Below are 15,370 nucleotides of genomic sequence, written 5' to 3'. Positions count from 1 at the left end.
AAGGGAGGACGATAAGAAATGGATTTCAATAATGTAATTGCTGCCGCAGCGGTGCTGTTTGTCATGGGTATCGTATTCGCCATCCTGCTGGGCGTGGCCGCTAAGGTCTTCGCGGTCGAGGTTGACGAGCGTGTTCCGCGCGTGCGCGAGTGCCTGCCGGGCGCAAACTGCGGCGGCTGCGGTTTCCCCGGCTGTGACGGTCTGGCTGCCGCCATCGTCGATGGCAGCGCGCCGGTCAACGGCTGTCCGGTCGGCGGTGCGGAGACGGCCGCCAAGATCGCCGAGGTCATGGGCGTGGAGGTGGGCGCCACTGAGCGCGTGGTCGCCCATGTGTTTTGCAATGGTGGCTGCAACGCGGTAGACAAGACCAAGTACGAAGGCTTGCAGGACTGCAACGCGGCCGCGCGCGTCGCCGGTGGTCCCAAGGCCTGCTCCTATGGTTGCATGGGGCTTGGCTCGTGCGTCAAGGCCTGCGAGTTTGACGCGCTGCACATCGTAAACGGCGTTGCCAAGGTCGACCCCGACAAGTGCGTCGCCTGCGGCCAGTGCGTCTCCACTTGCCCGAAGAAGCTGATTGAGCTGATCCCCGCCTCCAAGAAGGTGCACGTCAACTGTGTTAACCGGGATAAAGGGCCGGATGTCATCAAGGTTTGCTCCAACGGCTGCATCGGCTGCAAAATGTGCGAAAAAACCTGCAAGTTCGACTCGATCCATGTGGTAAACGGCGTCGCCAAGATCGACTATGACAAGTGTACCAACTGCAAGATGTGCACCAAGGTCTGCCCGAAGAACTGTATCGAGCCGATCCCCACTGACGAGGAGAAGGCGAAGTTCAAGGAGATGCAGGCCAAGCAGGCCGCTGCCGCAAAGGCCAAGGCCGAAGCGGCAAAGGCAGCGCAGTAATGGACTATCTGCATCCCCGGCTGGATGACGCTGCGATCGCCCGCATGTCGAGCCTTGCGCTCGCCCATGTGGGCGACGCCGTTTATGAGGTGCTGGTGCGCACCCAGCTTGCCTGCGGTGGCACGCAGACGGCAAAGGATCTGCACAGCCGGACGATCACACTCGTGCGCGCGGGGGCGCAGGCGCGGGCGGCCGCGCGTATCCTGCCGCTGCTCTCCGAGCAGGAGCAGGCGGTGTTCCGCCGCGGCCGCAACACCAAGCCCAAAAGCGTGCCCAAATCGGCCTCAAGCGCCGAATATGCCTACGCGACCGCGCTCGAAGCGCTGTTCGGCTGGCTGTATCTGGGACAGCAGTACGACCGCATCAATGCGTTGTTTGATGTGATCGCGGCGGATTTTTGACAGGAAAACGGCCTTGGCCGCGCATAGCGCGGCCAAGGCCGTTTGTTTTTTCAGGAAAGCACCGCGCTATGCGGTAAAGCGAAACGGGCGGCAATCACGCGGCATAGCCTTAGCCTTCGGAGAGCATCAGGTCGATGCCTTGCGCCAAAGTCTCGCCGTCAGTCGCGCCGACCAGCCGAGCGACCGCGTAGCCGTCGCTGTCGATAAAGTAGGTGGTCGGAATGGAGAAAACGCGGTAAGCCATGGCCGCGTCCGTGTCGGTATCATAAAACACGGGGAAGGAAAAGCCCTGCTCGGTGACATAGTTCGTGGCGGAATCGACAGTCTCTCGCGCGCCGTCGGTCAGGTTGACCATCAGGAACTGCACCTGCCCATCATACGCGGCGGCTGCTTGGTCAAAATCGGGCATTTCGCTTTTGCACGGGCCGCACCAGCTTGCCCAGAAGTTGAGCACGACGGGCGTACCGGCGAAGTCGGACAGGTGCACCGCGTTGCCGTCGATGTCATATACGGTAAAGTCAGGTGCGGGAGCCGGCGCGTGGTCTGCCGCTTCGCCGCCGGTGGGTCGAGCGCTCTGCGCGGCGGCAGGGGTAGCCGTTCCGTCCCGGCCGAGCCGCGCATACAGCGCGGACGCGCCGCCAAGCAGCAGCGCCAGCGCCAGCAGGGTGAGTAGAAGGTTTTTCTTTTTGTTCATAAATGCCCTCCTAACTGAGCAGAGTGAGCAGACGCCCGAGTGTTCCGGTCGCCATCAGCACGCCGACGGCAATCAGCAGGCCTCCGCTGATGAGATTGATAAGCTGGTAGTGGTGCTTGATCCAGTCAAAGGCGGTCTTGAGCCGGTCGATCAGCACCGCGCTGAGCAGAAAGGGAAGTCCCAATCCGAGCGAGTAGGCCAGCAGCATGAGCGTGCCGGTCAGCACATGCCCCTGCTGGGAGGCCAGCATGAGCGCTGAGCCGAGGAACGCGCCCACGCAGGGCGTCCATCCAAGAGAAAAGATGACGCCGAACAGCATGGCGGAAAAAAAGCCGAGGTCGGTCGTATCCATCGTGCGTCCCATGCCGTGAAACAGGCGCAGCTGAAAAACGCCGAGCAGGTGCAGGCCGAAAAAGATAACGACAAGGCCAGAGACGATGTTGACGGCCTGCTGATGCGCCTTGAGAAAGCCACCCACCGTGCCGGCCAGCGCGCCCATGCAGACGAACACCAGCGTAAAACCGAGCACAAAGCCAAGCGCGCAGGTCAGGGTTTTCCGTGTGCTGCGCGTGCCGCCGCCCGCGAAATATGAAATGTAAATGGGCAGCATGGGCAGCAGGCAGGGGGAGATGAAGGTGACGATACCCTCCAAAAAGGAGATGAGGTATTGCATGGGGGCGCTCCTTTCCGCCGCTCCGCGCGGGCGCAAGCGGCCATACCTTTGATTATATAGGTTTTCCGGCATAAGTCAACCTAAATAGTAGAACATGGTTATCAACGCAGGGGGTGCGCTCCGAACGAAGTGCACCCCCTGTTTCAATAGAGTCAATATCCTGCCTTCCACCGCTGCAGTGCGAGCGAGGCGTTTTTGTAGCTTGTGTCCGCTGTCGGTGTACCGGCGGGCACGCCGAGGATGGCCGCGTCCCCTGCCTGCACATAGCCGGCCGCCTTCCAGCGCGCCAGCGCCTGCTCGTAGGACTGTGACTGGGCGGCGCTTTCCGCCGTGTGCTCGGCTGCACTGACATTGGCGGCATAGTTGCGGTAGCCAAGCGTTGGCGTGCCGTTTAGGAAGCCGGTCAGACCGGCGATAGACAGGCCGTAGTCCCGGTCGGCGTTGAATTGTGTCAGCGTGGCCTGCGCCTGCTGCATGGCGGCGCTTGCCTCGGCGGCATAATGGGCGCTCGAAAGCGCAGCCTCCTGATCGGCGGCGGCGCTCTGGGCGGCCGCGCGGGCGCTCAGCCGCGCCTGACCGAGCGCGTTCAGGTCACCGCGGTACTGGTTGTCGATCGCAATGCGGCTGGTCTCGGCGGCGCCCGAGGTGGCAGCGGCGGTGCGCGCGCCCATGTTCAGGCCGAGCGCGGCCAGCTTTTCCTCGTTGCTGACGACCGAGCGGTGCGCGTTGATCTCGGTCTGGCGCATTGCGGCAGTGTGGTCGCTGTCAATCGCGGACAGATCGCTCTGCAGCCTTTGCCCGATGCGCGCGCGGGCGGTCTCAAACTGCTTCAGACGCGCCTGCTCGGCGGCCTCGTACAGCTTGCTGACCGTGAGCATGGCCGATCTGCTTCCGCTTCCGCCGCTGCCCCCGCCGTTTGATACCGAATACGGGCGGTAGCTGCCCGTCCAAGTCGATACCGCATCGTTGGACGCGACCTTGCCCGCCAGTCCCTCGGCATCGATCTTGTTCTGGCGTTCGGCCAGCAGCTGCTGCCGCTCACCGGCGTTTTGCGTATTCGCAATGGCTTCGGAGTAGTCGAAATCCTTCTTGTAGCTTGCCATTGGGTTACCTCCTTTGTGTCAGATTACGGATGGGCCGAGCGTCCAGCGCACGGTCAGCGCGAGCAGGCCGAACGGCTCGTCCGGCTGGTCGTTGCCGATGCGCACGGCGAACAGCGGCACGCGGTGCTGCCGCCAGCGGGTGCGGTAGCTGACCGCACCCGGCAGACAGCGGAACGAAAAACGGGAAAAATCCAGCGTTTTGAAGGAAAACAGGTCCATGTTGCGCGAAAGCGCAAGCAGCTTGCCGTTTTCGTCTTCATATTGTACGGTCGCGCCTGAGCGCGAGTAGGGCATGAGCGTCGGCACGACATCGCGTATGGTCTTGACGCGCCCCCATTGGGAGAGCGGCAGTGTCGGCGTGCGCCAGTAGGCGTTGATCGCCGCGTCGTCGTCGCGATACGCGCCGTCCTCGGTGGGCAGGGAAAAGCGGCAGAGACGGCCGTCCGCCGTGCCGAACCACAGGCGCCCTTCCAGCACACACAGGCACTGGGCGGGTACGTTCGACCAGAAAAACCACGCCGGGTCGCCGTCCTCCTCGACCAACTGCCCGTCAGCGATGTACATATGGCCGTTTACGGCAAGGTAATACCTGCCCTCGTGTACAATGGCGCAGGCGTTTTCCAGTCCGCCCTCAGCCGCGAGCTTGGGCAGGATCGCGCCCGAGACCGGGCGGATGGTGCGCTGCTCGGCCACAGCTGTGCCGAATACGCCCTGCACGCCGCGCGCGGACAGAAACACCGGCATGTCGCGCAGCACGGCAAAGCTGCGCGGCGAGACCGCGCCCTCCCCCTGCGCGCCTTGGGTGAGCGGATACAGCGCCGTGCCGTCATCGGCCATCAGATAGCTGCGCAGAAAGCTGGTCGACTCCTGCGCGCCGCCTGCCTTGACGACCAACTGACTGCTGTACTGCTTGAGGTAGCCCATGATGGCCGACGAATCGGTACCCATGCGGGTGTAGCCTGTGTCGGGGAAGTAGCTCGGATCGTATAGGCCGCTCTGCCAGTCGCAGGCAGGCTCGGCTGGATTGCCCGCGACAAAGACGCGCGTGTCGTTCTTGCCGCCGTACAGCCCGGCAAAGCGGCATTTGTTGATCTTATCCGCGTAACCCGGCACCGTTTTGGAAAACGCGATGGATACGTTGGCCAATCCGTTGCCGTTCGGGGGCGCGGCGGCCAGCGTGACCAGCCCGGTCACCCGGTCGACGGCAGCGACAGCGACTGGTGTGCCGTTCACCGACGCGGTGACGGCGCCCGCGTCCAGCCCCTGTGCGTCCACCTGAAACTGGGTGGCCGAGCCGTTGCCGATAAAGGTGTTTATGCGCCGCGGCGTGAGCAGATTGACGGCTTCAAAGCTCGCGCCGCCGCCGGTCGGCGCGGCCGAGATGGTCGTGGTCGGCACATAGGCGATGTCCTGCACCTTGACGGCCTCCCATACGCCGGCGGCGCTGCGGCGCACCGCGCGGTAGGTGTGTCCATCCAGCAGGTACAGCACGCCGCCAACCGTGAACGACTGGGAGAAAGCCGCGTGCATATCGGTGCACAGCACGGTCTGCGTGCCGCTGTGCAAGCGGCAGAACAGCCATGTTCCCGCGTGTACGACCGCACCCGTGCCGTCGGGCAGGGCGAACAGGCCATAAATGGGCGCGCCGTAGGTGTGCTGCGTGCGCCAACCTGTGCGCTTGACCAGAAAATCATTCTGCTCGGCGATCAGGTTTTGCATATCGGGCGAGCGGGAGAGCGCGGCCTTGGTTTCATGCGTGCGGCAGTCCAGCCCGCCGAAGCGCCGCACGACCGTCTGCCGCACGGTTTCACTCCGGGGGAACTGATAGGCGCGCATCAGAGCATCTCCTGTATGGCGGTCAGCTGCGCGGGGCAATGCCGCAGCAGACGGGTGGTGTATTCGTTTGCCGCCCAGTTAAATTTGTCCTTGTCATCGTCGGCAACGAGCAGCGCGGCCAATCCATAGGGAAAGCACTCGCGCACCAGCCAGTCGCAGGCGGGCAGCTCCTCGGTCAGCGCGGACACACGGGGCGGCGCGGCAAAGGGCTGTTCGCCGCCAAACGCGCGCTCGGCGTTGATCTCGCGCAGGCTGTTGGCAAGGAGCTGGTTGAGCGCACCAAGCGCAAACTGCTCATAATACGCGCCGCTGTCGGGCGTTTCGCTCAAGAGGTTCAGCGCCGCGCGGAAGCATTCGGTTCCTGTCATGGGTATCCTCCTTATCTCATCTGAGTCAAACGGATGCAGGGCAGCCACCCCTACGCCGCGGCGGCGCAGGGGCGTGTCCGCTTTACCGGCTTATCCCTCGGCCACGGGAGAGGGATATTTGCTGGTGTCGGTTGCAAAAGCGCGGATCCTGCAGCCGCTCTCGGCCGTCAGCACGGTCTCGGCGACATATTCCTTGGCCGAATCCGAGTAGCGGGGATCGGAGCCGTCGAGCGTGTAGCGAATCGTGCCCGTGCCGGTGATTTTGCCGCCCACAATGACCGGCGCAGCCGAGACAAGCCCGGTCTTGACCAGTGCGTACACGCCGCCGCACTTTGCACCCAGCACATAGGCGTCGTAGTAGTGCCGTCCCTCGATCAGCGCGCCGGATACGCCGACCGGGTCTTCGTGTACCTTGGCGTCTGCGATCTTATAGGGCATGAGCACCGCGTCCTTGTGCGCGACAAGGAACCAGACGTTTTCGGGCAGATAGCTCTTGGGTACGCGCACGACGTTCATACCGAACACCTCGCCGCACACGCCCTTGGCGATGCTCTGGCGGGCGAGCACGTCGACCGACGCAAACTCGTCCGAGGTGCACACCAGCTTGTACATTTCGCTCGTCAGGTAAAGATAGCGGTTGTCATCCGGCACAAGCGCATCGTCAAGCGCCTGCGACGCATCCGCGATTTTGGAGATGATGTCCGACTTGGTCGGCTTTGCGCTCTCCGCGATCGTGCCCGCCATGGTGACAAAGCGGTGGAAGGCGTATTTGTCCGCCGCGGGGGTGGATTTTTCGTTCAGCTGCAGGCGCAGCATGTCGGCGGCGTTCTTGACCAGATTCTGGTCAAGGTTGTTGCCCTTGTCGATGGTCAGCGTGAACGCCTTGTCCTGTGTCATGGTCAGCTCCTGCACAACGTCCTGCATCTCGGTCACCTCGCCGTAGCGCTTGAGACCGCCGTCGCGGTCGTAGTCGACCTCCTCGACCGTGATCGGCGTGTATACTTTAAGCGTTTTGACGCCCGTCAGGTCAAAGGTTTCGGCGGTTTTGCCCTTGATGAACGATGCACGGGTAAAGACCTCGGCGATCTGGTCGGAATAGCGGGCAGCAAGATTGATAGCCATAAGTATAATTCCTCCTATATATTACAAAATGGCGGATTGGTCAAAACGGAGCCGCTTACCGGCCCAGCAGCGCCAGCGTCACGGGGTCAAGACCTGCCGGCTCGCCGTCGCCCTTGGCCGTGCCGACAGCTGCCTGCCGGTTTTTCTGGTTCATTTCAAGCGCGGCCAGCTCGTCGCGCAGGGTCAGTACCTCCCACTTGCGGTAGGCTGAGACGAGCGAGCCTTCCTGCTGCGCCCATTCCCACACCTGCGGCGGGATGTCCTCGGGGCGTACCTCGGGGTACTCCTCGACGAACGCGGCGTAGATCTGGCCGTTCGGCATCCCGTTGGCCGCGCGGTTGCGGCGGATATAGGCGTTCTGCTTGGACAGGCCGCGCGCCGCCGCATCAAGCAGCTGCTCAAGCGTCAACTCGTGCGTTTGGCCATCCGCGGTGACCGTGTAGGTCGGCGCAGCGGACGGGTCGCCTGCCGCCTGCGCAGGCGCGCCCTGCAAAAAGGGGTCTGCCTGCTGTGCGGCGAGCTGGCTGGGGTCAATTCTCTGGTTCATTTGTCATTTCCTCCTTTTGTGCTTGCTGCTTCTGCATCCGCAGCGCGTGCAGCAGGTCGCTTTTGCCGCGCACCTGATAATCAGGCACGTTTTCCAAATAAGTGATCGGGTCGGAGATGATGCCGCGCTCGAGCAGATTGTCGTTGGTCACGGTCTGCATGACCTCAGACCAGTAGCTTGCCGCGCCCACATCGACCTGCAGCCGCATATCCTTCCCGGCGAGAGTCGAAAAGTCGAACTGCTGCCGCACTGGCTCCTCGCCCGGCTCCTCGGCGGCCACGAGCGTGCGCACGCCATAGTGCGCACCCATCAGGTCGAGGAAAATGCGTGCCCAGTCCTCGGTAAAGCGGTAGAACTCCATCTTGGTCAGCTCAAGCGGGGCGGCGGTCGCGTTCTGCACGGCCACGATGGCCGAAGTGTTGTCCGGCCGCACCGTGCCGAGCGCGGCCTCGGATGCGCCCATCAGCTCCATCGTGTCGCTCATCATCTGCTTGAGCAGATGCAGCACCTGCGCCGAGATATCGGGTGCGCGGAACGCGGTCGCAATGGCCTCGTTTGGGTTGCCGCGCATACCGATGGCCTTGCCCACATCGCTCGACCAGCCGTTTGGAAAGCGGGTCATATCGTAAATGATCTTGGGGAAGGCCACCTGCTTGACGCACTGGACATACATCGAGTACAGTTTGTTGATGGCGATCTGGTTGGGGATGGCCTCGGTGACCGGGCTTTCGCCGTGGCAGCAGTTGCGCACACGGTTCCAGCTCATGTACGCCACCGGATAGAGCCGGTAGGGCAGCACCTTTTCCCGCATGATAGTCGCGGTGCGGGTCGTTTTGCAGAAGGCCACGCCGCCCTCCACCTTGCGCATATGCAGCAGCACGGTCACGCGGCTGCTGTCGTCGGGCGCGCGGTACTTGCCGTATACACCGTCATCATCCGGCACGATGGCTGCGCGCTCCTCCGCGCTGATGCCGTTGGCCTTGGCCTCGGCGCGTACCTCGTCCACCTCGCGCCGCATGGCGATGATGAGGTGGGGCTGACGCTGCACCTCGTCGGAGGCCGGGTTGCCGAAGTAGATGTTGGTCGAGTCGATCAGCTCGACCGCGATATCGCCCTTGACCGCCTGCCCGGTCTCGAGATCGGGGTCAAAGCGGATGTAAAAGCAGCCGTCGCCGTCCACGCAGGTGTTTTTCAGCAGGCTGCGCCCCATCGCCTTGATGCCCGAGCGCTCGATGGCCGAGGCAAACGCGCGGTCGAGGATGCGGGCGGTTCTGCGCCCCTCGTCATCCATATCGAACGGCTGCGCGCGCACGGCCACATCGTCCGAGACTAGCATGGATATGAACAGGTTGACGCAGCGGCGCAGCACGTTAAAAATCAGCGGGTCGAGCGACTGCACCTTCAAGCCCTCCCACTGGCGGCCGAGGTAGAAGGCCTCGTTGCGCCGTACACGGTCATACAGACCGATCGAGCGCTTGTAGTCCTGCCCGCGCTCATATTTACGCCAGACAGCGGCGGGCGAGAGGTCAAATTTCATGCTCGCCCTCCTCCCGGCCGTAGGCCATCAGCGCAGCAAGGTCGCGGCTGAGCGCATCGTCCGCCGCCGGACCGGGCGCGCTATCCTGCCGCGCCGGGCGCACGGGCAGCTGCAAGCCGCCCGATACGATCGCGCCGGTCAGCACCAGCAGCGCCGCGCCAAGGCAGTACAGTAAAACAGTCATCGGTTTCCTCCTAACATAGCAATGTGACAGATTCGAGGAGTGGTAAATCGTCCCGCAAGGGTCTGCGCTGTCTCTCAGTAGGACAGAAACGCGCCCACCTCGCAGTCATACGCGGTTGGCCGGACGGGCGGCGGCGCCTCGTACACGGTCGCGGCATAGCCGCGCAGCGCGTCGGGCGCATGGGTCAGCTCGTGCGGCGTGTTCGCCACGTCGGATGGGTTGCGCGTATCGTGCCGCAGCGCGGGCAGCGTGCGGATCAGATTGCGGCAGGTGTCGAAGATGGTCAGCTTGGGTCGGGCTTCGCCGGTTTCGTCCCGGCGCGGGGCGAGCAGCTCGTGCAGCGCCAGCCAACCGGCGACGCGCTCGTTGCTGCTCTTTTCAAAGTCCAGCCCGCAGGCTGAGAACAGTTCGGCCGCGCTTTTGCCCGTTTCCTGTCGGCGGTTCCACAGGTCGGGCGGGGCAAGGCGGCAGTAGATGTGCTCGTTGCCGTCCTCCCGCGCAAGGATTGCGGCGGCTGCCTCAGAGATAATCAAATTCGGTTGATATAACTCTCTGTATACTACGCTGTGCCCATCCGGGCGCTGCGCGATCCACAGCGCGGCCAGCATATCCAGCCCGTAGTCGATCGTCAGATACCGCTTCCATGTGCGGGGCAGGGGATAGGGTGGGGTGACGTGCAACGGCACAGAGAATTCGCTGAAGTACCGTCCCTCGTCCAGATCCCACACGCCGTCAAGCAGCGCCCGCCGGTCGTGCGGGGACAGCAGCCGCAGCCGCTTGGCGTAGCCCACATCGGCCCTTTGCAGAAAAGGGTTGTCCGCCAGCCGGGCGGGCAGGAACAGCCGCGTCGTGCCGTCAAATTCGGTCAGGGTGTCAGGCGGCATCGGGTCGATGTAGCGCCGCTTGACCCACTGGTGGCCGATGCCGCCCGGGTTGGTCGTGCTTTTGACCTGCTTGGGAAAGCCGTTGGCGCCGCGTACGCGGGAGATCAGATAGGTGAACTGGCTTTCGGTGAAGTGGGTCAGCTCGTCAAAGCGGAGGACGTCGTATTCGGCGGATTGATACCGGGTCACGTCGCTTTCGGCATCGCAGTAGCCAAACTCGAGCACCGAACCGCCGTGGAATTCCCAGCGGTGCTCGCTGGCCTTGTAGGCAGCGACCGACTGCGGAAACAGCCGCAGCGACGCAGGGATGAGCGAGCGCGCAAGCTCGGGCATGGTGCGCCGCAGCAGCAGCTGCCGCGAGCCGGGGTAGACGATAGCGAACCGCAGTGCATCGAGCAATTGCCCGTGGCTTTTGCCGCCGCCCGCCGCGCCGCCGAACAGCGTTTCAAACGCCGTCGAGCGGATGAAATCCGCCTGTCTTGGGGTTATGTCGTATTCGATCGTCCGTCCACGATGCGAAACACGATCTCGACCGGCTGCGCCTCCTCTCCCGTGCCGTCCAGCATCGTGCCCTTGCCCACCGTGCGGTCGAGGATCTCCTTGATCGCCGACAGGCGGCTGTTCGCGGGCGCTTCGGCGTCCCCGGCGATGTCGTACAGCATCCGGATCAGCGCGTCCGGCTCGCGTTTGTTTGGCACAATGGCCTCGCCTCCTTTCCGAGATGGGTCATTTCTCTTGGCTTACCTCCCGTATGGCATAGAATAGGCGGAGAAGGGGAAAAAGTCAAGAACAAGTGTTCGAAAATTCGCATATTGCAAATAATTGACCGCCGGGGTATGCCGGCGGGCGGGCAGAGCCGTCGGGGATAATACAGCCTGTCCGGCACTTTTTTTGTGGTAAACAGGAAAAATCTATGCTATAATGAAAACCATGTATAAACTTTGCTCTGTTTGAGAGGAGAAAATGAGATGAGTCTTTGGTTTGCCATCCTGCTGGGGCTGGTGCAGGGCTTGACCGAGTTCCTGCCGGTGTCCTCCTCCGGCCATCTGGTGCTGGCGCAGATGCTGTTCGGCGGCGATGTGGAGGCGGATTACCTGCTGTTCAATGTGCTGCTGCATTTCGGCACGCTGCTGAGCGTGGTCGTTGCGTTCTGGAAGGATATCAAAGAGCTGGTGGTCGAGTTTTTCGGTTGGGTGAAGGACGGTTTTCGCATCAACGGCCATCCGTACCGCCGCTTCATCATCATGGTGCTGATCACGCTTGTGCCGATGTTCGCCGTTCTGCCCATCAAAAGCAAGCTTGAGGAGGCGTTTTCGTCCACGCTGCTGGTCGGTCTGCTGCTGCTGGTCACGGCGGCCATCCTGTTTCTGTCGGAAAAAGCGCCCAAAAAGCATAAAACCGAGCAAAACGCCACTTGGCTGGACGCGCTGATCGTCGGCGTGGGCCAGTGCTTTGCCGTGCTGCCCGGCCTGTCGCGCTCGGGCACAACCATCTGCACCGGCCTGTTTCGCGGCTTCTCGCGTGAGTTTGCCGTGCGCTTTGCGTTCATCATGTCGTTGCCGGTCATCCTCGGCGCGAATCTGCTGGAGGTGATCGACGTGCTGCGCGCGCCCGCCGAGGCGCTGGGAGACGTGTCGCTGTTGTGCTATATCGCGGGCATACTGGCGGCCTTGCTGTCCGGCCTTGCGGCTATCCGTTTGGTCAGGTTGGTGTCCAAGCGCGGCAATTTCCGCCCGTTCGTCGTTTACTGTACGCTGATCGGCACGATCACGATCGTCGTCAGCCTGTTCCGTATGATTTAAGAAAGGGTATCCGCTGTGGCTGCAAAAAAACCTGAAACAAAGAAAACGGCGGCGCGGGGCGGCAAAAGCGCACCGCGCCGCGCGCCCGTGCCCGCGTCCGCGCCGATCATGTCGCGCGCGGCGTGGGCGGTGCTCTGGGGCGTGGCCGGTCTGTTGTGTCTGCTGGCGCTGCTGCCGATCGACGGCTTCGTGCTCAAGCTGCTGCATAACGGCATCGCAGCGTTGATTGGCGCGGGGGGCTACCTGCTGCCGTTTGCGCTGCTGGCGCTCTCCGCGCTGCTGTTTGCGCGGCAGAAGGGGCCGGTGCGCCTGCGCGGTGTCTGCATCGGCTTGCTGCCTGTGCTGCTTGGCGGCGTGGTGCACGCCTTTACCAGCCCGAACGCCTATCCGCTGACGATGCGCACGCTGGGCGACCTGCTCAAAAGCGGTATGGCGGGCGAGTCGGGCGGCCTGCTTGCGGGCGGGCTGTACATCGTGCTCGAATGGGCGCTGTCCTCGGTCGGCGCGCTGCTCGTGCTGCTGCTGCTGCTTGTCGCAGCGCTGATGGCCGCGCTGCGCATCACGCCCTATGCGCTGATGGAAATGTTCCGCGCGCCCGATTATGAATATGAGGACGAGGAGGAGCGCGCGCGCTACGAAGCGCCGCCTAAGCTGCCCAACGTGCATCAGGTGGCAGCGGCACATGCCGAAAAGCGCGCGCGTAAGCGCGCCGCGTCGGAATTTGACATTCCGCTCGACAGCGACCCGCCCGCGCCGGATAAGCTGGACGACGCGCCGCCCGTACCGCCGCGCCGCGCGGAGGACAAGCCTATCGCGCCGGACGAATACCTGCGCGCGCTGCGTGGGGAGCACGGGGAGGCAGCGGAGCCGCCTGCTTCCGCCGCGCCGCCGGCGAGCATCCTCGATCTGGTCGCAAACAAGCCCGAGGACGAGCCTGAGCCTGTCCCCGCGCCCGAACCCGCGCCTAAGCCACCTGCCGAGGGCAAGTCCAAAAAGCCTGAAACGATCAGCGAGAACGAGCAGGCCGAGATGAACGAGCAGATGGACGAGAGCCAGAAAGCACCGCTGCCGGTGTATGATTACCCGCCGATCGCGCTGCTCGGGCAGGGCAAGCATGTCTCGGTCGCGGGCGTTGAGGCTGAGCTGAAAGAAAGCTCGGCCTGCCTGCTGGACACGCTGCGCTCCTTCGGCGTAGACGCGCAGATCATCGGCATCGTGCGCGGCCCATCGGTCACGCGGTTTGAGCTGACCATCCCGCGCGGCATCAAGATCTCGCGCATCTCGTCCCTGTCGGAAGATATCGCGCTCGCGCTCGGCGCGGTATCGGTGCGTATCGCGCCCATACCGGATAAAATGGCTGTTGGCATCGAGGTGCCTAATAAAACGGTCAATACCGTGTATATCCGCGAATGCATCGGTTCGTCCGCGTTCACGGGCGCGCGCAGCCGCCTGTCCTTTGCCGTGGGCAAGGATATCACGGGCAAGCCGGTCATCGGCGATATCGCCAAAATGCCCCATATGCTGATCGCCGGTACGACCGGCTCAGGCAAATCGGTCTGCATCAACTCGATGCTGATCTCGCTGCTGTACAAATCCACGCCCGAGGAGGTTCGCCTGATTATGGTCGACCCCAAGATGGTCGAGCTGGGCAACTACAACGGCATCCCGCACCTGCTTATTCCGGTCGTCACCGATCCCAAAAAGGCTGCGGGTGCGCTCAACTGGGCGGTGGGCGAGATGGAGCGCCGCTATAAGCTGTTTGCCGACCATCAGGTGCGCAATCTGGTGGGCTATAATGACCTGATGCGCGCGGAGCGTGCCAAGGCCGAGCAGGAGGAGGGCGGCACGCCTGAAATCTATCAGGTGCTGCCGCAGATCGTCATCGTTATCGACGAGCTGGCCGACCTGATGATGGTCGCCGCCAAGGAGGTCGAGACCTCGATCTGCCGTATCGCGCAGAAGGCGCGCGCAGCGGGCATGCACCTTGTGGTCGCAACGCAGCGCCCCTCGGCGGACGTTATCACCGGCATCATGAAGGCCAATATCCCCTCGCGTATCGCCTTTGCGGTCGCAAGCCAGATCGAATCGCGCATTATACTGGATACGACCGGCGCGGAAAAGCTGATCGGCAAGGGTGATATGCTGTACGCCCCGCTGGGCGAGGGCAAGCCCACCCGTGTGCAGGGCTGTTTTATCTCGTCAGACGAGATAGAAGCGGTCATCGCGCACATCAAGGAGACAAGCACACCCGAATATAATGAGGAGATATTGGAGCATATCGAGCGGCAGGCCGAGCAGGCGGACGGCAAGGGTGGCTCGTCGGGCGATCCCGGCGAGGACGAGGACGAGATGATCGAGGAAGCCATCGACGTTATCATGGAGAGCCGTCAGGCTTCCACCTCGATGCTGCAGCGCCGCCTGAAGCTGGGCTATTCGCGCGCCGCGCGCATCATCGACCAGATCGAGGAGCGCGGCATCATCGGGCCGTTTGAAGGCTCCAAGCCCCGCCAGATCCTCATATCCCGCGAGGAATGGCAGGAAATGAAGCTGCGCAGACACGACATACCGTAAGGAGGAAACAACATGGCGCTGACAAAAATCAACATCGCGGAGCTATCGCTGAACCCCTTTGATCTGATCGGCAAGCAGTGGCTGCTGGTCTCGGCAGGTGATGAGCACAAGTGGAACACCATGACCGCCAGCTGGGGCGGCGTGGGTGTGATCTGGGGCAAGCCTGCGGCCACCTGCTATATCCGCCGCAGCCGCTACACCAAGGAGTTTGTTGATAACGCGGAGTATTTTACACTCACTTTTTTACAGAACGGACACCGCGACGCGCTCAACCGCATGGGCACGAAATCCGGGCGTGAGATCGACAAGATGCACGACAGCGGCCTGACGCCCGTGTTCGTCGAGGGGCAGCCGACCTTTGCGGAGGCTGCGCTCGTACTCGTCTGCCAAAAGCGCTGCGTCAGCGATATCACGCCGGAGAGCATTCTGCACACTGAAACGCTTGAGCGGTGGTATGCTGAGCCGGATTACCATACAATGTACATCGGAGAGATCGTCGCGGCCTATCAGGGCTGAGCCTGCGGCGCGTTGCCGCACAGGCAAAAAAGTTTGAAACATTGTAATTTAAGCACTATCCGCAAAGGGGCGCACAAAACTAGGCCACCTTGTGGTAGCCGAAAAAATATAGTAGCACAGCCTATCCACGGGCGCAGGGGGTAACGAGATAGCCCTGACGCTGCAAAATGAAGATGGCCTCCTCCACGGATACTGCCCTGTGTTCCGGCGGAGTGTTGTTACAACGGAG

Annotated in this window: 16 protein-coding genes; 5 read left to right on the top strand and 11 right to left on the bottom strand. The window is 62.7% G+C overall.

Annotated elements, in window-relative coordinates; all coding sequences use genetic code 11:
* Nucleotides 1-18 precede the first annotated feature (18 nt).
* Together MR935_RS09825 and MR935_RS09820 are read left to right on the top strand one after the other, a co-directional pair.
* Complete coding sequence (locus MR935_RS09825; protein WP_290573099.1) at nt 19-903, top strand: RnfABCDGE type electron transport complex subunit B; 885 nt, start codon at nt 19-21, stop codon at nt 901-903.
* Entirely contained in the window at nt 903-1,304 is a 402-nt protein-coding gene (locus MR935_RS09820) for a Mini-ribonuclease 3 (protein ID WP_290573097.1), read from the top strand. Before MR935_RS09825 ends, MR935_RS09820 begins: the two co-directional genes overlap by 1 nt.
* Before the next feature lie 109 nt (nt 1,305-1,413).
* Here the strand turns inward: MR935_RS09820 and MR935_RS09815 are convergent, their stop codons facing one another.
* From MR935_RS09815 to MR935_RS09765, 11 genes are all read right to left on the bottom strand, one after another.
* A complete protein-coding gene (locus MR935_RS09815) occupies nt 1,414-1,998 on the bottom strand; it encodes a TlpA family protein disulfide reductase (RefSeq protein ID WP_290573095.1) in 585 nt (194 codons plus the stop codon).
* Between the two features lie 10 nt (nt 1,999-2,008).
* A complete protein-coding gene (locus tag MR935_RS09810; protein ID WP_290573093.1) occupies nt 2,009-2,671 on the bottom strand; it encodes a cytochrome c biogenesis CcdA family protein in 663 nt (220 codons plus the stop codon).
* A 152-nt stretch (nt 2,672-2,823) separates the two neighbouring features.
* Nucleotides 2,824-3,774, bottom strand: a complete 951-nt coding sequence (locus MR935_RS09805) for a hypothetical protein (RefSeq protein WP_290573091.1) — start codon at nt 3,772-3,774, stop codon at nt 2,824-2,826.
* Nucleotides 3,775-3,792: 18 nt separating this feature from the next.
* Nucleotides 3,793-5,610 (bottom strand): hypothetical protein, encoded by a 1,818-nt coding sequence (locus tag MR935_RS09800; protein WP_290573089.1) that lies wholly within the window; start codon nt 5,608-5,610, stop codon nt 3,793-3,795.
* Nucleotides 5,610-5,978 (bottom strand): hypothetical protein, encoded by a 369-nt coding sequence (locus tag MR935_RS09795; RefSeq protein ID WP_290573087.1) that lies wholly within the window; start codon nt 5,976-5,978, stop codon nt 5,610-5,612. The genes MR935_RS09800 and MR935_RS09795 overlap by 1 nt, the downstream gene beginning before the upstream one ends.
* Nucleotides 5,979-6,068: 90 nt before the next feature.
* Nucleotides 6,069-7,100, bottom strand: a complete 1,032-nt coding sequence (locus MR935_RS09790) for an FN3 associated domain-containing protein (RefSeq protein ID WP_290573085.1) — start codon at nt 7,098-7,100, stop codon at nt 6,069-6,071.
* A gap of 55 nt (nt 7,101-7,155) precedes the next feature.
* On the bottom strand, nt 7,156-7,647 hold the full coding sequence (locus tag MR935_RS09785) for a hypothetical protein (protein WP_290573083.1): 492 nt from the start codon (nt 7,645-7,647) through the stop codon (nt 7,156-7,158).
* Nucleotides 7,631-9,184: a hypothetical protein gene (locus MR935_RS09780; protein WP_290573081.1), complete on the bottom strand. Its 1,554-nt coding sequence runs from the start codon at nt 9,182-9,184 to the stop codon at nt 7,631-7,633. The genes MR935_RS09785 and MR935_RS09780 overlap by 17 nt, the downstream gene beginning before the upstream one ends.
* Nucleotides 9,174-9,368, bottom strand: a complete 195-nt coding sequence (locus tag MR935_RS09775; protein ID WP_290573079.1) for a hypothetical protein — start codon at nt 9,366-9,368, stop codon at nt 9,174-9,176. Before MR935_RS09775 ends, MR935_RS09780 begins: the two co-directional genes overlap by 11 nt.
* Nucleotides 9,369-9,442: 74 nt before the next feature.
* Complete coding sequence (locus MR935_RS09770; RefSeq protein ID WP_290573139.1) at nt 9,443-10,693, bottom strand: phage terminase large subunit; 1,251 nt, start codon at nt 10,691-10,693, stop codon at nt 9,443-9,445.
* A gap of 44 nt (nt 10,694-10,737) precedes the next feature.
* Complete coding sequence (locus MR935_RS09765; RefSeq protein ID WP_290573077.1) at nt 10,738-10,950, bottom strand: hypothetical protein; 213 nt, start codon at nt 10,948-10,950, stop codon at nt 10,738-10,740.
* A 270-nt stretch (nt 10,951-11,220) separates the two neighbouring features.
* Here MR935_RS09765 and MR935_RS09760 point away from each other — a divergent pair, with 270 nt between their 5' ends.
* Genes MR935_RS09760 through MR935_RS09750 form a run of 3 tightly spaced genes read left to right on the top strand, consistent with a single transcriptional unit; the run spans nt 11,221 to nt 15,141 of the window.
* Nucleotides 11,221-12,054: an undecaprenyl-diphosphate phosphatase gene (locus MR935_RS09760; RefSeq protein ID WP_290573075.1), complete on the top strand. Its 834-nt coding sequence runs from the start codon at nt 11,221-11,223 to the stop codon at nt 12,052-12,054.
* Nucleotides 12,055-12,069: 15 nt separating this feature from the next.
* Nucleotides 12,070-14,625, top strand: coding sequence for a DNA translocase FtsK (locus MR935_RS09755; protein ID WP_290573073.1), 2,556 nt, complete (start codon nt 12,070-12,072; stop codon nt 14,623-14,625).
* A 12-nt stretch (nt 14,626-14,637) separates the two neighbouring features.
* Nucleotides 14,638-15,141 (top strand): flavin reductase family protein, encoded by a 504-nt coding sequence (locus tag MR935_RS09750; RefSeq protein ID WP_290573071.1) that lies wholly within the window; start codon nt 14,638-14,640, stop codon nt 15,139-15,141.
* Nucleotides 15,142-15,370: the final 229 nt, after the last annotated feature.

It is taken from the genome of Agathobaculum sp., assembly GCF_022775115.1.
Classification (GTDB): Bacteria; Bacillota; Clostridia; order Oscillospirales; family Butyricicoccaceae; genus Agathobaculum.
The sequence above is the reverse complement of the archived record's forward strand: the minus strand, read 5'-3'. Positions and strand labels throughout refer to the sequence as shown.

Coding starts and splice junctions, on each gene's coding strand:
- MR935_RS09825 (WP_290573099.1), top strand. CDS start 19: ATGGATTTCAATAATGTAATTGCTGCCGCAGCGGTGCTGTTTGTCATG.
- MR935_RS09820 (WP_290573097.1), top strand. CDS start 903: ATGGACTATCTGCATCCCCGGCTGGATGACGCTGCGATCGCCCGCATG.
- MR935_RS09815 (WP_290573095.1), bottom strand. CDS start 1,998: ATGAACAAAAAGAAAAACCTTCTACTCACCCTGCTGGCGCTGGCGCTG.
- MR935_RS09810 (WP_290573093.1), bottom strand. CDS start 2,671: ATGCAATACCTCATCTCCTTTTTGGAGGGTATCGTCACCTTCATCTCC.
- MR935_RS09805 (WP_290573091.1), bottom strand. CDS start 3,774: ATGGCAAGCTACAAGAAGGATTTCGACTACTCCGAAGCCATTGCGAAT.
- MR935_RS09800 (WP_290573089.1), bottom strand. CDS start 5,610: ATGCGCGCCTATCAGTTCCCCCGGAGTGAAACCGTGCGGCAGACGGTC.
- MR935_RS09795 (WP_290573087.1), bottom strand. CDS start 5,978: ATGACAGGAACCGAATGCTTCCGCGCGGCGCTGAACCTCTTGAGCGAA.
- MR935_RS09790 (WP_290573085.1), bottom strand. CDS start 7,100: ATGGCTATCAATCTTGCTGCCCGCTATTCCGACCAGATCGCCGAGGTC.
- MR935_RS09785 (WP_290573083.1), bottom strand. CDS start 7,647: ATGAACCAGAGAATTGACCCCAGCCAGCTCGCCGCACAGCAGGCAGAC.
- MR935_RS09780 (WP_290573081.1), bottom strand. CDS start 9,184: ATGAAATTTGACCTCTCGCCCGCCGCTGTCTGGCGTAAATATGAGCGC.
- MR935_RS09775 (WP_290573079.1), bottom strand. CDS start 9,368: ATGACTGTTTTACTGTACTGCCTTGGCGCGGCGCTGCTGGTGCTGACC.
- MR935_RS09760 (WP_290573075.1), top strand. CDS start 11,221: ATGAGTCTTTGGTTTGCCATCCTGCTGGGGCTGGTGCAGGGCTTGACC.
- MR935_RS09750 (WP_290573071.1), top strand. CDS start 14,638: ATGGCGCTGACAAAAATCAACATCGCGGAGCTATCGCTGAACCCCTTT.